Raw genomic sequence first — 23,938 nt, 5'->3', positions numbered from 1 at the left:
GTCACTTCCCCGGCTTCGCCCCGCGTTCGGCGTCGATGCGGAGTTGGCCGTAGCCGCTGAGCTGTCGCACGGGTTGGCCGTTCTCGATCACGGTCAGGTCCATCGTCACGCCCTGGTAATTGCCCACGAGCGCCTCGGTCGTGGCCTTCAGCGTGAAGCTCACTTCTTTGTCGGCCGACGTAATCTCCTTCGTCGGCTCGACGAGTTCGACGCCGCGCGGCAGGCGGGCGAGTGTCGCCTTCGCTTTGCCGTCGAACTTTTGCAGGTGGTTGAGCTTCAGCGTGATCGTGGCAGTCTTGCCGCGCTCGATGGAGGTCCGCGGGATGCGGGCTTCGACGTGCGGCTCGGCGACGGTCACGCTGAACAGCTTCGACGCGACGTAGGTGCGGTCGGTGTCGTCGTTCCGCTTCCGGCGGCCGCTGCCGCCGCTGACGGCCGTGAGCGTGACGGCTTGCTTGCCGGCCGTGGCGTTGCGGGACGCGCCGAGCAGGTAGGTGCCCTCGGTCTTGTCGCCGGCTACCGTGACCGGCGTGGCCGTGTTGATGCCGGTCGGCTTCCAGTCCATCAGCACCGTAACCGGGCCGGTGTACCCCGGCTGACGCTTCACCTTGAAGTTTACGAGCATCTCGCCGTTCTGCACCAGCGACGTCTTCGGCTCCTCGACCTCCACCGCGAACGGGGCTTCTTCCGTCACCGCGAGGGCGAGCTTCTCGATGAGGACGTGCATGTAGTAATCGTTGTTGCCGTAGCCGTTCATCAGGATCGTCTGGCGGTAACCGCTGACGAACGTAGCTTCGCCCTTCGCCGGGCGAACGACGAGGTCGATCAGGGCCGCCTGCGGCTTCACGTCGGCGGCCGCCTCGAACACTACGGGGACTTTCGTCACGCCCGGCGTCAACTTCGGGGCGGTGACGGTCACGCCCTTGGGCAGGTTCACGCCGACGATTTCGAGTTCGCCGTTGAAGGGGCGGTTCGTGCTGAAGATCGCCACTTGCGAAGTCCAGCGGTTGCCGGGGGCGAGGACGATCGCCTGCCGCAGTTGCGGGGCGTTTTGGTTCTCCGGCTCCGGGGCGATGTAGGTGTAGATGCCGTTCGCCTCGGGCGAAACCTCGACGCGGTAGACGTAATCGCTGCCGCCCTCGCCGCGCTCGTCCTCGACGCCGAGGACGTACTCGCCGTCGGCTGGGGCGGTGTACTCTAAGATCGGGTCGTGGCTGTCGCGGTTCAGACCGTTGGCCGGGGCGACGCCGAGTTGGTTCGGCCGCGAGTCGGACGCTCGCTGCATCCCGCCGTTGTTCTTCGCGCTCAGTGGTTTCACCCAGATGGCCGGGTCCATCGGCGAGCCGAGGCAGTTGGCCATCGCGTGGAAGCGGAACTGTTCGCCCTTCTTCGCCCGGAAGACGAAGCAATCGACGTCGCCCGGCTTGTCGATGATGCCGTTGAAGGCGACCGGCAGCGACGCGATGGAGGCCGACGTGAGTGACGCCGGGTTATCGTTCGGCTCGGCTTCCAGCACGTTCGGGAACGGCGACACACGCAGGCGGTTCGGGGACGGGGCATCATCCGGAGCGAAGTCGAAGTTACCGAGCGCCTTCGGCAGCTTCACCGTCCGCGACGACTTGCCCTTCGGATCGCCGAGAACTTCGACCTTGAGATCGGAACCCGCCGGGCCGCCCGCAGGGTAGAGGCCGGTAGGCCGAACGAACGTGCCGACGTGCAGGCGGTACTGTTCGCCGGTGCCGTTGTAAACGCTGTGCCGGACTTCGACGAAGTACACGCCGTCGGTCGGGGCGAGGATCGACAGGATCGGGTCTTGCACGAAGAGCGCCGAATCGTCGGCCGCGGCGAGCTTCTTGCCGGCCGCGTCGTAGAAGGCGAGGTGCAGGTCGGGGATGCCGCGGTCCGTGCCGAGGCGGGCCGATTCGATCTCGGCCGAGATGCGATGGCCCTTCTTGAATTCGAGCCGGTACACGTCCACATCGGTCGGGTCGTTCAGTCGGCCGAAGACGGTGCAGTTCACGGGCACGGCCTTCGCCGTCTCGCGGGTGTCGTTACGGGCCTTGTTCGTTTGTTCGTCTTCCTCGACGGTCGGGAACGGGCCGACGAAGAAACGGTGGTACTCACTCAGGCCGTCGGCCGTCCGCAACCGCAGACCGTGGGCACCGAGGGGGCAGTCGTCCGCCACCTTCATCCGCACCCGGACGCGCGTGCCCGGATCGACCGGGGCCGGCTTGCCGTTGGGGGCGAGGATGGTTTCGACTTTCTCGACCGCCTCGGCCGTGATGCCCGATTCGTAGAAGATGACCTCGCGGGGTTCGTCGAGGTTCCGGCCGATGAGTTCGACTGTCACGACCGCCCCGCGCTGCCCGCCCGGCGGCGTCACCCGCGCGACGCGCGGCGTGCCGGCAATGGCGAACGACGTGGAACCGGCAAACGTGAGCAGCAGCAGGAAACAGCGAGAACGCATGGCGGGGGAACTCCAGGCTCTAGCGAGATGACGACCGGCGGAGGGAACGCCGCCCCGCGAGTAACGGGGCGGCGTGAGCGGCAGGTTCTTAGCCCAACAGACCCTTCACGACTTCGCCACCGTCGATGATCTCGATCGGCCGGCCGCCGGGGGCCATCAGTTCCTTGTCGGCGTTGATGCCGAGCTGGTTGTAGACCGTTGTCAGCACGTCTTCGACCCGCACCGGGTTCTCTTCCGGCTCGCTCGCGGTCGAGTTGGACGAGCCGTACACGAGGCCCCGCTTAAACCCGCCGCCGGCGACGGCCAGCGAGAACACGCGCGGGAAGTGGTCGCGGCCGGCCGAGACGTTGATCTTCGGCGTGCGGCCGAACTCGCTCGTCACCAGCACCACCGTCGAGTCGAGCAACCCGCGGTCGTCCAGGTCGCGGATCAAACCGGCGAGCGCCTGATCGAGACCCGGGGCTTGCCGCTTCATGGCGTTCTCGATGCCCGCGTGCATGTCCCAGCCGCCGTAGGAGACGGTCACGAACCGCACGCCGGCTTCGACCAACCGCCGGGCCAAGAGGAACCGGCCGGCGGCATCGCCGCTGCCGTACTTCGCCTTCGTCGCGGAGGTTTCCTTGCTGATGTCGAAGGCCGCGCGGGCTTGCGGCGAGCTAATCATCGCGTAGGCCCGCTGGTAGAACTCGTCCATCGCGCCGAGGGCGTCGGCCTTCCCCGCTTGATAACGGAAGTGGTCGTCCACCACATCGAGCATCTCGCGGCGGGTGCCAAAGCGGCGGTCGTCCACGCCGGCGGGCAGGCTCAGGTCGCGCACTTGATAGCTGCCGCGGGCCGGGTCGCTGCCGAGGCCGAACGGCCCGAACTGCGAGCCGAGGTAGCCGGTGCCGCCGTACTCGTTCGCGTTCGGCACGGCCACGTACGGGGGCAAGTCCTTGCGGGGGCCGAACTCGTGCGAGACGACCGCCCCGAGGCTGGGGTGTTCGATGGCCGGCGACTTACGGTAGCCGGTGAACATCGTGTAGCTCGCCCGGCCGTGGTCGGCTTCTTTCCCGGCGATGGAGCGGATGACCGTCATCTTGTCCGCGACGCTGGCCAGACTCTTGAAGTTCTCGTTGAAGACCACGCCCGGCAGCTTCGTCTTCGCCACCGTGAACGGTCCGCGGTATTCGAGCGGGGCGTCCGGCTTCGGGTCCCACGACTCCTGGTGGGCCATCCCGCCCGGCAGCACGATCTGGATGACGCTCTTGGCCTGGCCTTCCTTGCTCACGTAGTTCTTCTGATCGGCCCGTGCCTGAAGGGCGAAGTAGTCACCCAGCGTCAGGCCGAGAGAGCCGACGACGCCGACGCGGATGAACTCGCGGCGGGCCGGGCGGAGAGAGCTTTGCGGCTTCGTGGCGGAAGTCATGGCCGGTCACCTTTCGGATCGAACAGGATTTAAGGGTGCGAGTCAGCCTTCGGTTTACCGAGGTCGAAAAGTTCGTAGGCGGGTTGACAGAGCAGTTATCGGCGGGGTGGGGCGGGATGAATAATTTATCATGATCCTCTTCGGGCTGCAAGGCAAGACAAAAGCAGCCCACATAGTGAGAACACCGTGAGCGTGGCAAAGTTCCGCCTTCCCGGGGCGGGAATGAGATTTTTTTGGGCGTCCGTCCTACGCTAGCTCGAATGCCCGTGTCCGGACGAGTGCCGCCCATGTTCCGATTCCGACTGACTCTCTTGATGCTGCTCGGCGGACTGGTCCTCCTGACCGTCGCAACCATCGGCATTTTCTCCTACCTCAACGCCCGGTCGGCGGCCCAAGAACTGTCGGGACAGGTACTCGATCAGACTGTTCTGAGAATCGACCAACAGGTTGACCAACTCTTGGACCAGGCCACGGACCAGTGCTCCCTCACCCGCCAGTTGTTGGACTCCGGCCAACTCCAGACGCAGGACGTACCGAGGTTGGTCGGGTACTGGAAGGCCGCCCTGTCGACGCAGCCGGAGACGACGGCCCTCTTCCTCGGCCTCGCCGAAACCGGCGAGTCGGTCGGCGTGTCCCGCCTTCAGAAAGATCAACTCTCCGTCTGGCACACGACCAAGGCCGGGGCCAAGTACCAGTTGCGCGAGTACCGGGCGGAAGACTTCCCCGGCAAGCCGTTCAAAACCGAGCCGAGCGAATACGACGTGCGAACCCGGCCGTGGTTCCAGGCGGCAGCGGGGAAGGGGCGGGGAGTGTGGACGCCGGCCTACGTGTTCCTCGGCGTCGGGGCGACCCAGGGCAGTCTCGGCGTCAGCTACGCGGTTCCGGTTCCAGCCGCCGACGGCAAACTTCACGCGGTCGTGATGGCAGACTTCGACCTCGAAACGCTGAGCCGGTATCTGGCGACCCTCCACATCGGCCAACGCGGCTCGGCCTTCCTGGTGGAACAGACCGAGCACGATGAGCAAAGCGACCACGGGGACCTTCGGGTCATCGCCCACCCCCGATCCGAGTTGCTCATCCTCCCGCCGAAGCCGGGGCAGCCCGGCCGCCGGTTGTCGCCTGTTGACGAACTGGAAGATCCGGCGGTTCAGGCGTTCATCCACAAACTCCCGGTCGGGGTGATGACGGGCGGCCCCGCGGACGCCCAGGCCATTCGCTTCCAGGCCAACGGCGAGAACTACCTGGGGAGTTTCCGCCGCATCATCGGGGAGGCCCGCCCGCCCTGGTTAGTTTGCACCTACGTCCCGGAAGACGAAGTGCTGGCCTACGCCCATCGGACGAGTCGGTTGACGTTCTCCATCTCCATCGGTATTCTCGGCCTCGCCATTCTGATCAGTATGTTTCTCGCCCGGCAGGTCGCCCACCCGCTGGAGCAACTCGCGGCCGCTGCGGCCGACGCGGGCCGCTTGCGCCTCGAACCGCGACCGCCGATCCGGTCGGTAGTGTTGGAAGTGGACCAACTCGGGAAGGCGTCCGAGGAGATGAAGTCCGGCCTGCGGTCCTTCGAGAAGTACCTGCCGGTGGACTTGGTCCGCGGTCTGCTCGACTCCGGGCAGGAGGCCCTCCTCGGCGTCGAGAAGCGGGAACTGACGATCTCGTTCTCGGACATCGTCGGGTTCACGTCGATCGCGGAGGCGATGCCCGGCGAGGAGTTGGTCGCGCACCTCGGGGAGTACTTCGACCGCCTGAGCCGGGTCGTCCTCGAATCCGGCGGCACGGTGGACAAGTTCATCGGTGACGCGATCATGGCGTTCTGGGGCGCGCCGACGGCCAACCCGCGGCACGCCAGCGCCGCATGCCTGTCCGCCCACCGCTGCCGGCAGCGGCTCCGCGAACTCGCCCCCGAGTGGGAAGCCCGCGGCCGCCCGGCCTTGCGAACGCGGTTCGGCCTGAACACCGGCGAAGTTCTGGTCGGGAACATCGGCAGCCCTGCCCGCATGAACTACACGGTTATGGGGGACGCCGTGAACCTCGCCAGCCGCCTGGAGGGTCTTAACAAGTACTACGGCACGGAAGTCCTCTTGAGCGAGGCAACGTACCGCGAGGCGAAGGACATTCTCGTGGTCCGCCCGATCGACCTCGTCGCCGTCGTGGGGCAAACCAAGGCGGTCCCGATTTACGAACTGCTCGACCTCGCGTCCGAAGCCCCGGCCGCCGTGCGGGAACTGGCCGACCGCTACGCCGCGGCTTTCCAGGCGTTCCAGGGCCGTCGGTGGGGAGAATCCATGGCGATCCTGACCGAGATTTTGAAGGCCCACCCCGCCGACGCGCCGGCGATGGCGTTTCTGAAGCGATGCCAACACTACGCAGAGAACCCGCCGGACGCTGCATGGGATGGCGTCAACCGGATGACGAGCAAGTAGTGGCGTGCCTTCGAGAGTGGTGAGTGAGCATGGCCGGCAAAAAGCAAGTTCGCGCCGCCTTCCGTTCGGCCGTCTTTCGGCGGGATCGCTACCGCTGTGCGATGTGCGGCAAACCGGGCCGCGACCGCCAGGGCGGGGACGAACACCGAAACTATCACCCCGGGGCCGCGGAACAATCGCTCGTCGCCCTGGACGCCCATCACATCACGGACCGGAACGAGATGCCCAAAGGCGGGTACGTCGCCGAGAACGGCATCACCCTCTGTGACGACGAGTGTCACCGCCTCGCCGAAGTCTTCCACCAAACCGGCGTGCCACACCCCGGCTACGACCCTGCCGATCTGTACGAGCGAATTGGTTCGAACCTGGAAAAAGCTCGTTCGGCGAGCGTGAAATTGGCATAGTCCCTTCAGGCCCGAACCTTCCGGCCGCCCGCGTGTCTTCCCCGGAATCGCCTTCCCCGTTGGAGCCGAGTCATGGGCGCGACGCGCGACAGTTTCGTCAAATACCCGCGGACGCCGCACCTATTCGGCTCGCGCGGCACGGACGACGACAAGCACTTGTCGGCCCGGCAGTCGGCCGCGTTTATCGCCGACCCGTCGTTGGTGGTCGAGGAAAAGCTCGACGGCACGAACGTCGGCATCCACTTCACCGCGGCCGGCCGGATGGTGTTGCAGTGCCGCGGGCACGAGATCACGTCCGGGATGCACGCGCAGTACGACCTGTTCAAGCAGTGGACGACCGGCAAACGGCCGGTGCTGGAGGCGATGCTGGCGGACCGCCACATCCTCTTCGGCGAGTGGCTCTACGCGAAGCACTCCGTTCACTACCGCGGCCTGCCGCACTACTTCTTTGAGTTCGACATCTACGACAAGCAGGCCGGTGCGTTCCTCGATCTGGAAACTCGGCTGCTGATGTTGGATGGGACTGGGATTCAGACCGTGCCCGTGGTTCACCAGGGTGCGGCGTCCGAAGCGGAACTGCGGGCGCTGATCGGGCCGTCGCGGTTTGACAGCGTCTTCGACAACCCGCTCACGGGGCGGCCGGACAAGGTCATGGAAGGGCTGTACCTCCGCACGGAAGCCAGCGGCAAGGTGACGGGGCGGGCGAAGATCGTCCGCCCCGAGTTCGTCGAGAAGGTCAAGCAGAGCGAACACTGGCAGCACACCGCGATGGTGCCCAACCTGCTCGCGGACGGTGCGGAGATTTGGTCATGACGACGTGGACCGACATCGAAGCCGCCACCGTCGCGGACATCCTCGACTGGGCGGAACCGCAACCTTGGGCACGGGCGATGGCCGCGTGCGGCCAGGATGCGGGCTGGCACGCCGAGGGGGACGTGTGGACGCACACGAAGATGGTCGTGGGCGAGTTGGAACGGCTCGCCGAGTGGCCGACCTTCGAACCTGAATCGCGGTTGAAGCTGATCTTCACCGCCCTCTTCCACGACGCCGGGAAGCCGGCCACAACCATAACCGACCCGGAAACCGGCCGCGTGCGGTCGCCGAAACACGCGATCGTCGGCATGGAACTCGGCCGGGCGGTGCTGCGGGACCTCGGCTGCGGGCTGCCGTTCCGCGAAGAGGTGGCGAACCTCGTCCGCTACCACGGCCGCCCGCCGTACCTGTTGGAAAAGACCGACCCGGCCCGCGAGGTTATCGGCCTGTCGTGGGTCGTCGATCACCGCCTGCTCTACGCCTTCGCTCTGGCGGACACCCGCGGCCGGCACGCCAAAGAAATGACCCGAGCCGAGGACGATTTGCACCTGTGGAAGATGGTCGCCGAGGAGAACGCCTGCTTCGACCGCCCCTACTCCTTCGCCAACGACCACGCCCGGTTCCTGTTCTTCCGCAATGAACTGTCCAGCCTGCACTACACGCCGCGGGAGGATTATCGGTGCCGCGCCACGCTCGTCACCGGCCTGCCCGGTACGGGGAAGGACACGTGGCTGGCCGCGAACCGCCCTGACTTGCCGGTCGTGTCGCTCGACGACATCCGGGCGGACCTCGACGTGGAACCGACGGGCAACCAGGGCCACGTTATCCAGGCGGCACGGGAGATGTGCCGCGAGCACCTGCGGGCGAAACAAGACTTCGCGTTCAACGCCACGAACACGATGCTGCAAACGCGCACGCGGTGGGCCGACCTGTTCGCCGAGTACGGGGCACGCATCGAGATCGTGTACCTCGAACCGCCGCTGGAAACGATCTTCCGGCAAAACCGGGGGCGGGAACGCCGCGTACCACAAGTAGTGCTCGACCGCCTGTTGGGCAAGCTGGAACCGCCCACCCGCACCGAGGCGCACGCCGTGGAACTGATCGGCTGAGACCGTCGGTGCTTGTGGCGACGCTCGCATAAACACGAAATCCCGTGAGCCGGTTGGGAATTGATTGGACGGCCGAGAAGGGGTTGGAATACCATCAAATGGCCGTGCTTCGATTGCCGGATCGGGTCGAGAGGCGGCATCGTCACCGGAACAAAGGACCGCAATCATGAGGATCGTTTTGGCTGTTGCGTGCGTTCTCGGCGTCCTCGGCTCCCGCGACGCGCGGGCGGAGGACCTGCGGGCCAAGACGGCGGACGGGAAAGAGGTGATCCTGAAGGCCGACGGCACGTGGGCCTACGCCAGCGAAGCAAAAAGGGAACCGGCCAAAAAGAAAGGCGAGTACACGAAGGACGCGAAGGCGGCCCTGGCTTACACGGGCAAACGGGGGACGTTCTCGCTGTCCCTGCCGCCGAACACCTGGAAGAAGATGGACAAGGTGGACAACGAGGCCGCGGAAGCAGGGTTCCTGCACAAGGACGGCGACATCTACGCGCTCGTCATCGCCGAGCGGATCGACGTTCCGCTCGAAACCCTCAAGCGGGCCGTCCTCCAGAACATTCGGACCCACGACGAGGACGCGAAAATCGTCCTGGAGGAGAAGCGGACGGTCAACGGGAAGGAGATTCTCTGCCTGACGTTCGAAGCGACCGTCACGGACATCCCGGTGACGTACTACGGGTACTACTACTCAGGGGACGAGGGGTCGATCCAAATCCTGACGTACACCGGCCGGAAGCTGTTCAAGGAATACAAGCCGGACATGGAAGCGTTTCTGAACGGGTTCGAAATCATCAAGAAGCAAAACTAACACCGGTGAACCGCGGCTCACCCGCCGGCCGGCAGGAGGTCTTCCAGCACGCCCTCGGCGACCGGCCGCGGGCAGGACCAGACCAGGAAGAAGTGGGCCTGTCGCGCCCACCGCTGGGCCGGGTGCGGCACGACGAACCCCGCCCCCTTCGCGGCCAACAGCGCCAGCTGCGTACTGCGAAGGGCCAATCGCGTGCAGTCCACCCGCACGCGCAGGACGGCGTCCGGGTCCGGAGTCGTGGCCAGCGCGTGCAATCGTTCGCGGGCCGTGTCGGCCGCCGAGCGAAGCCGGGCCGCGACGGGAACGAGTTCCGCCCGCGACTTGGCCTCTCCTTCCAGAAACGCGACGGCCGCCGCAGACAGGCCGAGTGCCAGGTTCGACGTTTCCAACCCGCCCCCGCCGACGGCCCCCAGCACGCGATCCGCGGGGCCGGCCAGCACGAGTGAATCTTCGATCTCGACTCCCGCACACCGGACGACACTGGTCCGCGATCCGACGAGACACGCCAGTACCATCGGCGAGTCCACCACGACGCCCGGCCGGTCGGTCGGCAGCACGACGAGGAGTTGCCGGTCGTCGGGCAGCGTCGCCCCAACGACGACGGCGTCCGCGCGGTCGGCTCCCGTCACCCACGGGGCTTCGCCGTCGAGTCGATAGCCGCCCGGCGTCGGCGTGGCCCGCAGTGCGGGGCCGCGGTGAAGACGGGACGTGGTCAGTTGCGACAGGCCGATCGTCAGGAACAGGTCGCCGCTTGCTAGACCCGGCAGGTATCGCTCCCGGAGGTGGGGCGGTCCCTTCGCGAGTTGCCGGATGGCCGCGTCTCGTTGGCTCAGGATGAACGCCGTCGTCAGGCAGTGGGCCGCAACGTCTTCGGCGGCGTGGAGCAGTTCGATCGGCCCGAAAGCCCGCCCGCCGAATTCGGCCGCGACCGGCCCGGCGAGCAATCCCGCCCGCCGCAACGCTTCCAGGGCCGGCGGCCAGTCGGGCAATCGGTCGGCGGCATCGGCCCCCGAGGTGAGTTGGTTCTGGAGTTCAAGGGGAAGTGGGTTCATTCCGTCCGCAATCAAAGGAAGCGGCCGGCCGTCGGAGGCGATCCGACGGCCGGCCGTTCGGGGTGGGCTTAGCGGTTCGCGGCCGACTTCTCGCCGATGTCGAACTGCGCCGCTTGCAGGATCTCGCCGGTCTTGTCGTCTTGCACCAACGCGACGACCTTCAGGTGGGCCATGTCGAGCGGGCGGGCCGTGGTCGGGAACGGCCGCTGGTCGGCTTCGTACTTGTCGAGGTACTTCGTCAGGTCTTTCCGCAGTTGGCCCACGTCCACCTTGGCCGTGTGGCTCGACGACGCTTCCTTGATCGCGAAGCCGTCCGTACCGCCGGGGGTGGCACGGACGACGTGGTGGTGGAACCGGAGCTTGTTCCCGCCGACGTACTTGATGTTCTCTTCGACCACGACCACGCGGAGTTTCAGCCCCTTCTTCTCGCCGGCCCCGGTGACGTTCACGGTGACGGCGATCTGGTCCCCGGTGCGGGTGGCACTACCCTTGAGGGCCACGGGGGTCGATTCTTCGAGCAGCGGGTCGATGATGTCGCGGTACTGTTGGTACTTCTTCTCGGCGTTCGGCATCCCGCCGCCGCCACCGGCCTGCGGCTTGCCGTTGAAGACCGTCGTCGGCGTGCCGCGGACCCCCTCCGGGGCCAGTTCGCGGTAATAGTCCCACCGGGCCACCGTGTCCGGGTTCGTGAGCGCGTCCGGCCCGGGGATGTGCTCGTGGTACTGGAGCAGGACCACGTCCGTCGGCTTGTACGTCTTCTCCAGGGCGTCGAACGCCACGTCGGCGGCGACGCACGGCGGGCACTGAGCGCCCGTGAACAGTTCCAGCACGACGACGCGGTTGGCGGCCTTGTCCTTACGGGCGGTGAAGGTGCCGGGGCGGAACGGCGGCACGCTTTCCAGGTACTCGCGGTCGAGCATCGCGTCGAGCTTCGTGAGCTTCGCGTTAACCTCTTTCAACTTCGCGGTCTGGCCGGCGTTTTCCAGGGCCGCCACGTAGGCCGACAGAACTTGCACCTGGAAGGCGGCCGTGTCGGCGTCGGTCAGGGTGGCCGTTATCTTCTCGGACGCGGCGACGGCGGCGGCGGCCAGCCCCTTGTCGTGGGATAGCGTGTCGGCCGACTGAACCAGGGTCGTCCGCACGAACCGCGGGCCGTACGGGGCAGCTTGCTTGTCGAGGACGGCGAGCAACTTCGTCGCCTCGTCGGCGGTGACGCCGCCCTTCGACCCGGCCCGGAGCAGGGCGAGTGCGGCGTCGTACGCCGCCGGGGTCGTGGCCGCGTCCGCCAGGACTTGCCGGTACAACTTTGGCACTTCCGTCTCGGCGTCCTTCCGGGCCGCCTTGATCTGTTCGGTCAGTTCCTTCTTCTTGTCCTCGTCCTTCTCCTGGCGGACCTGGATTTGGAGGATGAACGGCCGGTTCTGGGCCGTGATGGCTTTCGTGTACGCCTCGGCCGGCTTGCGAACGAGTTGCTCCTCGCGGGTGAGCGTGTCCTTGTCCGTCGGCGTCAGCTTCGCACGCTGAGGCCGGGCGTCCGGGCCGTAAGACCCCAGGACTTCCTTGCCGTCCGCGGCGAGGGTTCCCGTGAAGGCGTACTCAACGGCCCCCTGGCGGGTGGCGAAACTCACGTCCTTGCCCTTGACCGCCAAGTCGCGGACTTCCAGCTTCGGTGCGTTCGCGGCCTGCCCGCGGGGAGGCGCGAACACGACCGACCCGGTCAGTTTGCCGTCTTTGGTTTCCGCTTTGACGATGGCCAGGGCCGACTCCGCGGTCGGCGTGACGCCCCAGAGAATCCAGTTTCCGTCGAAGGCCGGCCCGTCGGCGCGGGTCAGACTGGCGGCCGTCAGGAGGACGGCGGTGGTGAGTAAAGAACGAAGCATGGCTCCCTTTCGAATAGAAGTGGCGGTGGGAGAGAGTGCGAGTGATAGACTACTGGTTTGCCCCGGCCGCCGCCAGCAGGCGTCGGATCGCGTCGGCCACTTGTGCCCCGAGGGCGGCGTTCCCTTTCGCGTTGAAGTGGACGCCGTCCCGCGAGAAGAACTCCGGCTTCTCGGCGACGACCGCGAACAGGTCGTCGGTGCCGATCTTCTCCTTCGCCATCACGGACGCGGCCAACTCGTTCCGCTTCTTCACGCGGTCGGTCTTCTCGGAAATCGTGTCCACCTTGTCCGCCACCCGCACCGCCGTGGTCGTCGCCCAGACGAGTTTCGCCCGCGGCGCACCGGCCCGGATCGTGGCGATCAACTCAGGCAGGGCGGCCGCGTACTGGTCTTCGGTGTAGCCCCAGCCGTGCAGGCCGTTGTTGAAGTGGACCACGTCAAATTGCGTCTGTCCGAGGACCAGTTTGACCTCCGCGATCAGGCCGGGGTCGCCGAGGCTCTTCGACGTGGACAGCCGGCAGACCACGGCCTTGCCCTTCAGCTTCTCTTCGACATCCTTGAAGTAACCGCGGGCGATCGAATCGCCGATCAGCAGCACCTTCGGCAAGTCGCGGTTGCTGTTGCCGGGCACCCACACGTCCAGCCACTCGATCTCCTCGCGGACGATTTCGCCTCCCCCGCTCAGCGCGTTCGTGAAGAACGTGACCACCGGCGTCACGTCGGTCAGGCCGTGCGGGTGGTGGTCGAAGCCCACCTTCACGACGCGCTCGACCGGGCCGCCGAGGGCCTTGTAGCGGTCGTAGACCAGCGCCGAGTTCTCGGCGTGTGGCACGGCCGAGTCCTTGTCCGCGTACACCAGCAGCAGCGGAACCTTCGCCCCGGCGAGCGGCGCGAGATTGTCCACCGGGTTGAGCTTGTACGCCAGGGCTTCGTCGTCGGTCTTGAAGTCGTAGGCGGCGAGCATCTTCTTCCACTCCGCCGCCGACCCCTGCCCGGTGCCGAGCTTCTTGACCACGCCGCCGGGCCAACTCTTGAAGTCGCAGACGGCGTTATCGAGGTACACGGCGAGCGTCTTGTCGGGGTGCGCGGCCGCCCAGTTCATGCAGTACAAACCGCCGCGGCTCAGGCCGATGAAACCGGGCTTGGGGTGCAGGCCGTAGTCCTGCACCATCGCGGCGTGGAACGATTCCCACTTCTTCAGCGCCTTCGGCGAGCCGAACAGGTCCGGCACTTTGAGGTACGCGAGGTGCCAGCCGGCCTTCACCAGTGCCGCGTCCGCATCGGCGAAGGCGTCGAAGAACTCGCCCCGCCAGACCCACGGCCGGCCCGGTAGCGCCTTCGCGGGCACCACCACGATCGCGTCGGTGCCGGCCTGCTTGAAGTCGTGCCGCTCGAAACCCCGCCACTTCGTCACCGCCCCGGGGAACGGCTTCGGGTCGGCGGCACCGGCCGCCCCGCACAGGACCAACATTAGGAGCGCGAGCAGGAGTGTTCTGAACATCATGGCTTCCGAAGAGGGAGAGGCGGGTGATAGGGAATCTATCAACACCGGCCCGGCCGACGATCGGAATTGGCTCACGAAGTCGTGCTGACGATCAGCACGTCCACGCCGGGGGTCGTGCGGAGGAGGCGGTCTAGTAGCGATGGCCCCAGCCACCGACGGTACCACGGTTGCTGCGGGCGGCCCATGACGAGGTGGGTGATGCCGTACTCGGCCGAGAACGCGGCCACGGCCGAGGGGAAGTCCTTCCCCTTGAACCGCATCGGGATGCCGTAGAGTTGTTGGGCCAGCGTCAGCGAGTCGGCCAGCCGGCGTTCCGTCGCGGCGTCGATCTTTTCGGCCCGCTCGCCGGGCGTTTGCACGTAGACGGCGTACCACGGTGCGCCGAGGCGGGCCGCGAGTCGGGCACCCTTACGGAGCAATCGCAGGGCGTTCGGGCTGCCGCTCGACAGGCAGACCATGACCCGTTCGGACGTGTTCGCCTGGGCTGCGCCGTCCCGCTCTTGTCGCCGCCGGTCGAGCAGGTGCGCTACGTGTTCGAGGGCGATCTCCCTGAGTTGGTTCAGGTTCGGCTCGGTGAAGAAATTGCTGAGCGCCCGCTCGACCCGCTCGGCCGGGTAAATCTTCCCGGCCCGCATCCGCTCCTGCAAGTCCTCCGCCGGCAGGTCCACGTTCACCACCTGATGGGCTTGTGCCAGGACGTGATCGGGGACGCGCTCCTTGACCTTCACGCCGGTGAACCGCTCGACCATCTCGTACAGGCTTTCCAGGTGCTGAATGTTCATCGTGGTGATGACGCTGACGCCGGCCCGCAGCAGTTCCTCCACGTCTTGGTGGCGCTTCCCGTGGCGGCTGCCCGGCGAGTTGGTGTGGGCCAACTCGTCCACCAGCACCACCGTCGGCCGGCGGGCGAGAACGGCGTCCACGTCCATCTCTTCGAGGACGACCCCGCGATACTCGATCCGACGGCGTGGCACTTGCTCCAGATCGCCGACCAGCGCAACGGTGTCGGCCCGGCCGTGCGTCTCGACGACGCCGATGACCACGTCCACGCCCTGCCGTTTCAGGCGTTGAGCTTCCTGAAGCATCTCGAAGGTCTTGCCCACGCCGGGGGCGAAGCCGAGGTAGACCTTGAGCCGCCCCTGCTTCTGTTCGCGGAGCAGCGACAGGAACCGCTCGGGGTTGGGCCGGGTCGCGTCGGTCGTCATGGGGTGTTGCCCCCGCGCCAGATCGGGAGGGTGATGCGGAAGGTGGTCCCGCGACCGGGTTCGCTCTCGCAGGTAATCTCGCCTCGGTGAGCGATGATGACCTCCTTCGCGATGGCGAGGCCCAACCCGGTGCCGGCTTCGTCGCTGTGACCGGGGATGCGGAAGAAGCGGTCGAAGACGTGCGGCAGGTACTCGGCCGGGATGCCGACGCCGGTGTCGGTAATCGTGAGTGTGACTGATTCCCGGACGGCCGTCGCTGTAAGTGTGATGCGGCCGCCGGTCGGCGTGTAGGTGACGGCGTTGTTCAGCACGTTGCCCAGGGCCAACTCGATCCGATACAGGTCGGCCGCGACCGGCGGGAGTGATTCGCCGTCGAGCAGTTCCAGTTCGACGTGTTTGTCCTCGGCCCGCGGGCGAACCGCCTCGGCCGCCTGCCGGAGAAGTTGGGCCGGATCTTCGGGCCGGAACGTCGTCTCATCCTGCGGCCGCTGGAGGCGGGCCAGCGCGAGCATTTGTTCGATCATCGCCAGCAGTCGTTCGCTGTTGTCGCGGGCGTCTACCAGCAGTTCGGCCTGCTTCGGCGTGAGCGGCCCCACCGTTTCTTCCAGCAGAACGTGAACGGCCAGCCGGACCGACGTGAGCGGCGTCTTCAACTCGTGACTGACGGTCGCGACGAGGTCCGACTTGAACTGATCGAGCATCCGGAACCGCGTCACGTCGTTGAGCACGACGGCCGCCCCGAGCGTGTTCCCCTCCGGGTCGCGGATCGGCCGAACCCGCGGCAGGTACGTGCGGTCCTCGCCGCGCAGCCGGAACGTCACGACCTCGTCGAAGCCCTCGGGTTCGTACGCCTTCTGCACCTGAAGCGCGTCCGCGACGGGTTGCCGCAACGGCTCGGGCGGCGGCCACGTCGGGTTCGGCTCCCCGCCCGGCGTTGTCTCGATGCCGAGGAGCGTGCGGGCCGGCGGGTTGGCCAACTCGACGCGGCCGGCGGGGTCCACCACGATGACCGGGTCCGGGAAGGAGTCGATCGTCGATTGGGCCGTCCGCTGCGCCCGCATGAGGCTGCCGAGGTTGGAGAGACGGTACTGGTGAAGCTGGCGGGTCATCGTGTTGAACGCGGTCGCCAGTTGGCCGAGTTCGGCCGGGCCGAAGACGGGCACCTCGCGGTCGCGGGACTCGCCGATGGCCTGGGCTGCTTCCGTCACCACTCGGACGGGGCCGAGGATGAACCGGATCATCGACCAGACGATCCCGAAGACGAATCCGATGAGAATCACGAGGGCGATGCCGCAGCCGATCACGGAGTTCCGGGCCGTCCGACGGGCGTCGTCGCGGGCCTGCTCCATGCTCTCCTGGTTGATCCGCAGGATTTCGCCCGACACGTCCTTGATCGCCTGGAAGGTGTGCAGCAGGTCGGTTGCGTTCGGGCCGCCGCTGTACCGGGTCGTGCGGCTCGGGGAGCCGGGCGGTAGCGCGAAAAAGCCTTCCCCCTGCTGGAAATACCGATCCTTCAACGGCCGCAACCGCTCTACCAGATCAGCCTCCAGAGGCAAGACCGTGATGTTGTTCTCCTCCAGTCGGAACTGCTCCTCGAACGCCCGACGGTTGGCCGCGAACTGCTCGCGGGCTTCGTTCTCCACCCCCGTACTCGACAGCACGAGTTGGAACGCGGAGTCGATCCGTTCGAGGGCCTCGTTCAGCCGGTACATGGCCTGCACGCTGGCGTAATTCTCGCGCAAGATCGCGTCGATCCGCCCGGCCGTGCGGTCGAGTTGAACCAGCCCGACGGCCCCGAGGACGGCCAAGAGCAGCACGAGCGGGGCGAACAGGAGCAGGATGCGGGTGCGCAGGCTCATGACTCTCTCTTCGACGGATCGCCCGTCCGCTTCCGCTTCCGGTACAGGGTGCTCGGGTCGATGCCGAGGGTCTGGGCCGCCTCTTCGAGTGACGCGGCCCCCTCCACCACCCGGCGGATGTGCTCGGCTTCCAACTCGTCGAGCGTGACCGGGCCGCCGACTTCCACCCGTGCTGTCACGGCGCGGGTCAGTTGGGCCGGCAGGTGATCCCGTCCAATCAGCGGACCGGGCGTGAGGATTGTCCCACGCTCGATGGCGTTCCGCAACTCCCGGACGTTGCCCGGCCACGGGTAGGCGTGCAGGGCGGCCTCCGCCTCCGGGGTGAAGCCGGTGAGCGCCTTCCCGGTCTGCCGGGCGAAGAATTGCAACAGACCGACCGCGAGTGCGGGAACGTCCTTCCGCCGGGTGCGGAGCGGCGGCAGTGTCACCTCGATGACGTTGAGCCGGTAGAACAAGTCTTCGCGGAACCGCCCGGCCTTCACTTCGGCTTCCAGGTCGCGGTTCGTGGCGGCCATGATCCGCACGTCGGCCGTGCGCGTCTCGGTGTCGCCGACGCGCTCGTAAGCCTTTTCTTGAAGCAACCGCAGGAGCTTCGGCTGAAGCGCCGCCGGCAGGTCGCCGATCTCGTCCAGGAACAGCGTCCCGCCCTCGGCCGCTTCGACCTTGCCGACGGTATCGCGGACGGCCCCGGTGAACGACCCGCGGACGTGCCCGAACAGGTCGCTCTCCAACAACTCGGCCGACAGGCTCGGGCAGTGGACCGTCACGAACGGCCGGTCAGCCCGCCTACTCTTCGCGTGGATCGCGCGGGCGAGCATCGTCTTGCCGGTCCCGCTCTCGCCGCGGAACAACACGATCGCCTCACTCGCGGCCACCTGAAACGCCACGTCGAGCGCCTGCCGCATCGACGGTTCTTGCGTCTCCAACTCCGGTGACGGCACCAGCCGGCCAACTTGCTCCTCCAAGTCCGCCACCCGTTTCGTCAAACCGCGGACGAGGGCCGAGCGGTCGAGGGTGATCCGCAGTTGGTCCGGCGTGAACGGCTTGGGCAGGTAGTCGAACGCCCCAAGTCGCAGGGCCTGCACGGCGGAATCGAAGCTCGCGTGGGCCGTCACGATGATGACGTGCAACCCCTCGGCCGCCTTGAGCATCTCGGGCAGCAGGTCGAGGCCCTTTTCCTTGCCGAGTCGCAAGTCGAGGAACGCCGCGGCGAACGACTGCCGGGCGAGAGCGTCCAGCGTCTGGGCGCTATTCGCAACTTCGACGACGGTGTGGCCCATGCTTTCCAGGGCCGTGCGGAAGGTCCGCCGCAGGCTTGTCTCGTCGTCGATCACGAGCAGTCGTCGCGGATCGGGTTTCGTTTTCATCGCGGTGCCCACACCTTGCAAATTGCAATCTCGATCGGGCAGATTGCGGGAGCGTCTCGACCCATTGTTGCAAATCGAACCTCAGAAGCCCTACGTTTCAAGGCACTTGGAGCGTTTCGCCCGTTCGGGCACGCCGGGTGCAATACCCGATCACGCACAACTCAAGCCACCGGGGTGAAACATGGACCTGACGACCTGGATACCGGGGACGATTCTACTCGGCCTGGCCACTTTCGGGCTGCTGGTGCTGTTCCTCGAAGCGTGCGACAAGGTGTGAGGGAGACTGCCATGATCTGGATTACCGTCCTCGTGACCCTGTTTTTGTTCGTGTACCTGGTCGTGGCGCTGCTGCGACCGGAGAAGTTTTAACCCTGAAAGCCCAGGGACGGGCGTCCCTGAGCTTTCGCCCCCATACCGAGTGACCCTGCCATGTGGCTTCTACCCATCCTGATCGTCGGCACGACGGTCCTGTTGTCCGTCCCAATAGGCCGATATCTCGCCGGGATCATCGACGGCAAGTACCAGGCTCCCGCGTTCCTGCGCTGGTTCGAACGGCGGCTCGACACCGGGCCGCAGAACTGGAAGCAGTACGCCGCCAGCCTCGTGATCTTCAACACGGTCATGTTCCTGTTCGGCTACCTCGTCCTGGCTCTGCAACCGTCGCTGCCGTTGAACCAGAGAGACGCGGCCTTCCCCGACGGCAAGGGGATGCTGTCGCCGACGACGATCTTCAACACCGTGACCTCGTTCCTGACGAACACGAACCTTCAACACTACTCCGGTGAGCAGCACCTGTCGTACTTCTCGCAGTTGCTGTTCGTCCTGTGGAACATGTTCACGTCGGCGGCCGTCGGGTTCTGCGCGCTGGCCGCCGTCATCCGCGGGCTGCGCGGCGATCCGCACATGGGCAACTACTACGTCGACATGTGGCGGGTGGTCGTGTACGTCTTCGTGCCGTTCAGCGTCATCACCGGCATCCTGCTCATCGCTGCCGGGATGCCGATGACGCTGGAACCGTCGGCGGAAGTGCAAACTCTCCAGCCCGGCACGCAGGTCATCGCCCGCGGGCCGGTGGCGGCCATCCTGCCGATCAAGCACCTCGGCACCAACGGCGGCGGCTTCTTCGGCGCGAACTCGGCCCACCCGTTCGAGAACCCGACGGCCTGGACGAACGTGCTGGAGTGCGTCAGCATCCTGATCTTCCCATTCTCGCTGATCATAATGTTCGGCCGGATGCTGAACCAGATGCGGCACGCGGTCGTGATCTACGCCGTGATGATGGTGATGTTCGTCGGCATGATCGGCTGGGCCGTCTACCACGACACCGGCAAGCCGAACCCCGGCCTGCTCGCCCAACCGGAGCGGACCGTGAAGATCGTCGGCGCGGAAGCCAAAGTCACGGCTCCGCTCGCCGCTCTGCCGGTGGACCAATCCGGCCTCGGCAACCTCGAAGGTAAGGAACTCCGCTTCGGTCCGTCGGCCGGGGCGACGTTCGCCGCGGTCACGACGGCCGTGACGTGCGGGTCGGTCAACTGTATGCACGACTCGCTGAACCCGCTGGCCGGCCTGACGCCGCTGGTCGGGATGCAACTGAACTGTGTGTTCGGTGGCAAGGGCGTCGGCCTCGTGAACATGCTGATCTACCTCGTGGTCGCGGTCTTCCTGGCCGGGTTGATGGTCGGCCGGACGCCGGAGTACCTCGGCAAGAAGATCGAAGCCCGCGAGATGAAGTTGGCGATGCTCGCGCTGCTCGTCCACCCGATCCTGGTCCTCGGCCCGGTCGGCCTGTTCGCCGCGCTCGACTGGGGCAAGGCCGCGACGAACAACCCCGGCGCGCACGGCTTCAGCGAGATCCTCTACGAGTTCAGCTCCGCGAGCGCGAACAACGGGTCCGGCTTCGAAGGGCTGGGCGACACGCACGGCTTCAACGACCCGACGAAGAACCTGTCGGCCCCGGCGACCTACGCCGCCCACTGGGACCTCGCGACCGGCCTCGTGATGCTGGTGTCGCGATTCCTCCCGATCATCGCCCCGCTGGCCCTCGCAGCGAGCCTGGCGCGAAAGAAGAACACGCCGTTCACGACCGGCACCATGCGAACGGACACGATCACCTTCGGGTTCGTGCTGCTCGGCACCGTCATGCTGGTCGGAGCGTTGCTGTTCCTGCCCTCCCTCTGCCTGGGGCCGGTCGCTGAGCACTTCGGGCCGATGCCATTCGGGCGGTAAATCGAAACCCCTCATCCCGCTCTCCGCGTGAGGGAGCGGTGATTCCAGCCCACAGAGAGACAGAAGGTTCTTCCATGACGACCACACTCGATCAACCGAACGCCAAGCTCGCCCGCCGTGCGAGCCGACAACTGAGCCTGTTCGCCCCGGACCTGGTGAAGCCCGCCATCGGCCGCGCGTTCGTGATGCTGCGGCCGGACATCCTGTGGAAGAACCCGGTGATGTTCGTCGTCGAAGTCGGCACGGCCCTGTCGATCCTGTACACCGCGTACAAGGTCATCGACCCGAACTCCACGCTGGCGTCGCTCGGCTACCTGATCGCCCTGGACGTGTGGCTGTTCCTCACAGTCCTCTTCGCCAACTTCGCGGAAGCACTGGCCGAGGCCCGCGGCAAGGCCCAGGCCGACAGCCTGCGGAAGACGCGGCAGGACTCGACCGCGTGGCGGCTACGGCTGGTCGATACGACGAACATCCCGCCGGGCACCCTCGCCACCTGGACGAAGGAGCCGCGGCAGTTCATCGACGAAGTGCCGTCGTCGCGGCTGAAGACCGGCGACCTGGTGATCGTCGAAGCCGGGCAGGTCATCCCCGCCGACGGCGAGATCGTGGAAGGCATCGCGTCCGTGGACGAATCGGCCATCACCGGCGAGTCGGCCCCGGTGGTACGGGAAGGCGGCGGCGACCGCTCCGGCGTGACCGGCGGCACACGGGTGCTGTCGGACGCGATCCTCGTCCGCATCACGGCCGCCGCGGGGCAGTCGTTCCTCGACCGCATGATCGCGCTGGTCGAAGGGGCGAGCCGGCAGCGGACGCCGAACGAGATCGCGCTCTCGCTGGTCCTCTCGGCGTTCACGCTGATCTTCCTCATCGTCGTGGTGGCCCTGTGGCCGATGGCCGCGAACGCCGAGGATTACATGAAGGGCTACGTCGGGGTCGAAACGCTCAAAAGCCTCGGCACCGACATCCCCACGCTGGTCGCGTTGCTCGTCTGCCTGATTCCGACGACCATCGGGGCACTGCTCGCGGCCATCGGCATCGCCGGCATGGATCGGGCACTGCGGGCCAACCTCATCGCCAAGAGCGGCAAGGCCGTCGAAGTCGCCGGCGACATCGACACGCTGTTGCTCGACAAGACCGGCACCATCACCCTCGGCAACCGGCGGGCAACGCGGTTCGTACCACTGGACAACCTGGCGGCCACGGAGGTCGGTCTGCTGGCCGCCCTGTCAAGTGCCGCCGACGAGACGCCGGAAGGGAAGAGTATCGTCGAACTACACCGCCGCTCGCCGGATGCGGCCCCCGCCCTTCCGCCGCCGGGATCGAAGTTCGTCGGGTTCACGGCGCAGACCCGTATGAGCGGCGTGGACCTGCCCGACGGTCGGGTGATTCGCAAGGGGGCGGCCGATGCCGTGGTGAAGTACGTCAAGGCCCAGAACGGCACGATCCCGGCGACGACGGACGATCAGGTGAACGCCTTCGCCAGTCAAGGGATGACACCACTGCTCATCGCGGAAGGCAACGCGATCGTCGGCCTCGTGGTGCTCGAAGACGTGCTGAAGCCGGGGATCAAGGATCGCTTCGACCGCCTGCGGAAGATGGGCATTCGCACCGTCATGGTGACGGGCGACAACCCGCTCACGGCCAAGTCGATCGCGGCCCAGGCGGGGGTGGACGACTACATCGCCGAGGCGACGCCGGAGGCGAAGTTGGCGTACATCCGCAAGGAGCAGTACGGCGGCCGGCTCGTCGCCATGATGGGCGACGGCACGAACGACGCCCCGGCCCTCGCGCAAGCCGACCTCGGCGTGGCAATGAACAGCGGCACGCAGGCGGCGAAGGAAGCCGGCAACATGGTCGATCTGGACAGCGACCCAACGAAGCTGATCGAGGTCGTCGAGATCGGCAAGCAACTGCTGATGACCCGCGGTGCCCTCACGACGTTCTCGGTGGCGAACGACCTGGCGAAGTACTTCGCCATCGTCCCGGCCCTCTTCGCCGGCACGCTACCGTGGCTGAAGTCGATCGACGTGATGAACCTCACGTCGCCGACGTCGGCCATCCTGTCGGCGGTGATCTTCAACGCAATCATCATTCCGCTGCTCATCCCGATCTCGCTGAAGGGCGTGACCTACCGCCCTGTCGGTGCCGACGCTCTCTTGCGGCGGAACCTGCTGGTCTGGGGCCTCGGTGGCGTGATCGTGCCGTTCGTCGGCATCAAGGTCATCGACCTGATGCTCACCGCCGTCGGCCTGGCGTGATGCTGACTTTTCTCCCTCTCTCCCCGGCTTTGAGGGGGAGAGGGCCGGGGTGAGGGGGAAGATCCTTCACCAGAAGTTAGGCAGTTATCCACATGAGGGGGTGGTTCACCCCCTCACCCTAACCCTCTCCCCCTCAAAGCCGGGGGAGAGGGAACCAGAATTCGAACGGCGGCTATCTACACTGGAGAATCGAACCATGAAAGCTCACCTGCGGGCGTGTCTGTTGTTGCTGGTGTTGACGGTGGTGATCTGCTGTTTGCTGTACCCGTTGGTGCTGTACACGGTCGGTCAGGGGCTGTTCCCCACGGCCGCGGCCGGCAGTCTTGTCGCCGACGGCGACCAACTCCGCGGCTCCCGCCTGATCGCACAGTCGTTCACGGCCGACGAGTACTTTTGGCCGCGGCCGTCGGCGGCATCGTACAACGGTACCGCGTCCGGCGGCTCGAATTGGGGGGCGAACAACCCGAAACTGCGGGACCGCGTGTCGCAGTTTCTCGGGGCTAACGTGCAGTACAAGAAGACCAGCCGGTTCTACACCGGAGCGGACCCAGCTCACGCGGTTCAGCGCGACATCGAAACGTGGTTCGCCGCGACGCCCAGCCGCCTGACGGAGTGGGCCGCGGAGTTCGAGACGGCGGCCGCAAACTGGAAGCAGGCGAGCGGCATCTCGGCCGACGACGCCGACTTCTTCACCAACTTCGCGAAGGCCAACCCCGCGAAGTGGCCGGGCGTCGTTGAAGTCGAGCAGCCGGACAAGACGAAGATCAAGCGGATCGAGCCGACCTCGTCCGACGCAGCGATCAGTGCGAACCTCTTCGAACTGTGGCTGCGCGACCCCGCGAACGCGGACCGGGCCGCGGATCTGGAGCCGGTCGCCGCGGACATGGTGACGGCGTCCGGGTCGGGGTTGGACCCACACATCACGCTGCGGAATGCGCTCTCGGTGTACCAACTCGACCGCGTGGCCGCCAAGCGAACCCCTACGCCGGGCGACGGCCCGAAGGTCCGCGACGAGATCGCGGCCCTGGTTCGCAACAGTGCCTTCACACCGCTCACGGGGCTGGTCGGTGAGCCGCTTGTGAACGTGCTGGAACTGAACCTGGCACTCGACAAGGCGTTTCCGGTGCCACCGACCTCTGGCCCACGCTGAGAAGG

At 66.5% G+C, this 23,938-nt stretch carries 17 protein-coding genes; 9 read left to right on the top strand and 8 right to left on the bottom strand.

All coding sequences use genetic code 11. The features are described 5' to 3' along the window. Position 1 precedes the first annotated feature (1 nt). Together PX52LOC_RS01345 and PX52LOC_RS01340 are read right to left on the bottom strand one after the other, a co-directional pair. Positions 2-2,467, bottom strand: a complete 2,466-nt coding sequence (locus PX52LOC_RS01345) for a PPC domain-containing protein (RefSeq protein ID WP_149108391.1) — start codon at positions 2,465-2,467, stop codon at positions 2-4. 88 nt (positions 2,468-2,555) lie between these two features. After that, positions 2,556-3,875, bottom strand: coding sequence for a DUF1501 domain-containing protein (locus tag PX52LOC_RS01340; RefSeq protein ID WP_149108390.1), 1,320 nt, complete (start codon positions 3,873-3,875; stop codon positions 2,556-2,558). A gap of 287 nt (positions 3,876-4,162) precedes the next feature. On the opposite strand from PX52LOC_RS01340, the gene PX52LOC_RS01335 reads away from it, so the two are divergent. From PX52LOC_RS01335 to PX52LOC_RS01315, 5 genes are all read left to right on the top strand, one after another. Further along, positions 4,163-6,298 (top strand): adenylate/guanylate cyclase domain-containing protein, encoded by a 2,136-nt coding sequence (locus tag PX52LOC_RS01335; protein WP_168218744.1) that lies wholly within the window; start codon positions 4,163-4,165, stop codon positions 6,296-6,298. Positions 6,299-6,327: 29 nt separating this feature from the next. Then, the gene (locus tag PX52LOC_RS01330) at positions 6,328-6,702 is read left to right on the top strand and encodes an HNH endonuclease (RefSeq protein WP_149108388.1); all 375 of its coding nucleotides are present in this window, start codon (positions 6,328-6,330) and stop codon (positions 6,700-6,702) included. Between the two features lie 72 nt (positions 6,703-6,774). Then, the gene (locus PX52LOC_RS01325) at positions 6,775-7,515 is read left to right on the top strand and encodes an RNA ligase family protein (protein ID WP_149108387.1); all 741 of its coding nucleotides are present in this window, start codon (positions 6,775-6,777) and stop codon (positions 7,513-7,515) included. After that, a complete protein-coding gene (locus tag PX52LOC_RS01320; protein ID WP_149108386.1) occupies positions 7,512-8,624 on the top strand; it encodes an AAA family ATPase in 1,113 nt (370 codons plus the stop codon). Before PX52LOC_RS01325 ends, PX52LOC_RS01320 begins: the two co-directional genes overlap by 4 nt. 166 nt (positions 8,625-8,790) lie before the next feature. Then, entirely contained in the window at positions 8,791-9,432 is a 642-nt protein-coding gene (locus tag PX52LOC_RS01315) for a hypothetical protein (protein ID WP_149108385.1), read from the top strand. 17 nt (positions 9,433-9,449) lie between these two features. Here the strand turns inward: PX52LOC_RS01315 and PX52LOC_RS01310 are convergent, their stop codons facing one another. The 6 genes from PX52LOC_RS01310 to PX52LOC_RS01280 form a co-directional block, all read right to left on the bottom strand. Next, positions 9,450-10,484 carry an acyl-CoA dehydrogenase family protein gene (locus PX52LOC_RS01310; protein WP_149108384.1) on the bottom strand — a complete coding sequence of 345 codons (1,035 nt, stop codon included), beginning with the start codon at positions 10,482-10,484 and terminating at the stop codon, positions 9,450-9,452. 68 nt (positions 10,485-10,552) lie between these two features. Beyond that, on the bottom strand, positions 10,553-12,364 hold the full coding sequence (locus PX52LOC_RS01305) for an Omp28-related outer membrane protein (protein ID WP_149108383.1): 1,812 nt from the start codon (positions 12,362-12,364) through the stop codon (positions 10,553-10,555). Between the two features lie 49 nt (positions 12,365-12,413). Then, on the bottom strand, positions 12,414-13,868 hold the full coding sequence (locus tag PX52LOC_RS42230; RefSeq protein WP_246173626.1) for an SGNH/GDSL hydrolase family protein: 1,455 nt from the start codon (positions 13,866-13,868) through the stop codon (positions 12,414-12,416). A 71-nt stretch (positions 13,869-13,939) separates the two neighbouring features. After that, positions 13,940-15,073: a universal stress protein gene (locus PX52LOC_RS01290; RefSeq protein WP_149108382.1), complete on the bottom strand. Its 1,134-nt coding sequence runs from the start codon at positions 15,071-15,073 to the stop codon at positions 13,940-13,942. Continuing rightward, entirely contained in the window at positions 15,070-16,932 is a 1,863-nt protein-coding gene (locus tag PX52LOC_RS01285; RefSeq protein ID WP_149108381.1) for a sensor histidine kinase, read from the bottom strand. The genes PX52LOC_RS01290 and PX52LOC_RS01285 overlap by 4 nt, the downstream gene beginning before the upstream one ends. After that, positions 16,929-18,299 (bottom strand): sigma-54-dependent transcriptional regulator, encoded by a 1,371-nt coding sequence (locus tag PX52LOC_RS01280; RefSeq protein ID WP_149108380.1) that lies wholly within the window; start codon positions 18,297-18,299, stop codon positions 16,929-16,931. The genes PX52LOC_RS01285 and PX52LOC_RS01280 overlap by 4 nt, the downstream gene beginning before the upstream one ends. A gap of 288 nt (positions 18,300-18,587) precedes the next feature. Between PX52LOC_RS01280 and kdpF the strand changes: the two genes are divergently transcribed. The 4 genes from kdpF to PX52LOC_RS01260 all read left to right on the top strand — a co-directional run bounded on the left by kdpF (position 18,588) and on the right by PX52LOC_RS01260 (position 23,933). Next, positions 18,588-18,668, top strand: coding sequence for a K(+)-transporting ATPase subunit F (gene kdpF / locus PX52LOC_RS43655; protein WP_390637601.1), 81 nt, complete (start codon positions 18,588-18,590; stop codon positions 18,666-18,668). A gap of 60 nt (positions 18,669-18,728) precedes the next feature. Continuing rightward, on the top strand, positions 18,729-20,525 hold the full coding sequence (kdpA, locus tag PX52LOC_RS01270; RefSeq protein ID WP_149108378.1) for a potassium-transporting ATPase subunit KdpA: 1,797 nt from the start codon (positions 18,729-18,731) through the stop codon (positions 20,523-20,525). Between the two features lie 74 nt (positions 20,526-20,599). Beyond that, positions 20,600-22,783, top strand: a complete 2,184-nt coding sequence (gene kdpB / locus PX52LOC_RS01265) for a potassium-transporting ATPase subunit KdpB (RefSeq protein WP_149108377.1) — start codon at positions 20,600-20,602, stop codon at positions 22,781-22,783. 196 nt (positions 22,784-22,979) lie between these two features. Beyond that, positions 22,980-23,933 (top strand): potassium-transporting ATPase subunit C, encoded by a 954-nt coding sequence (locus tag PX52LOC_RS01260; protein WP_149108376.1) that lies wholly within the window; start codon positions 22,980-22,982, stop codon positions 23,931-23,933. Positions 23,934-23,938: the final 5 nt, after the last annotated feature.

Origin of the sequence: Limnoglobus roseus, assembly GCF_008254045.1 — a bacterium.
Taxonomy (GTDB): Bacteria; Planctomycetota; Planctomycetia; order Gemmatales; family Gemmataceae; genus Limnoglobus; species Limnoglobus roseus.
Note: the sequence above shows the minus strand (reverse complement) of the source record. Positions and strands in the feature narration are given on the sequence as shown.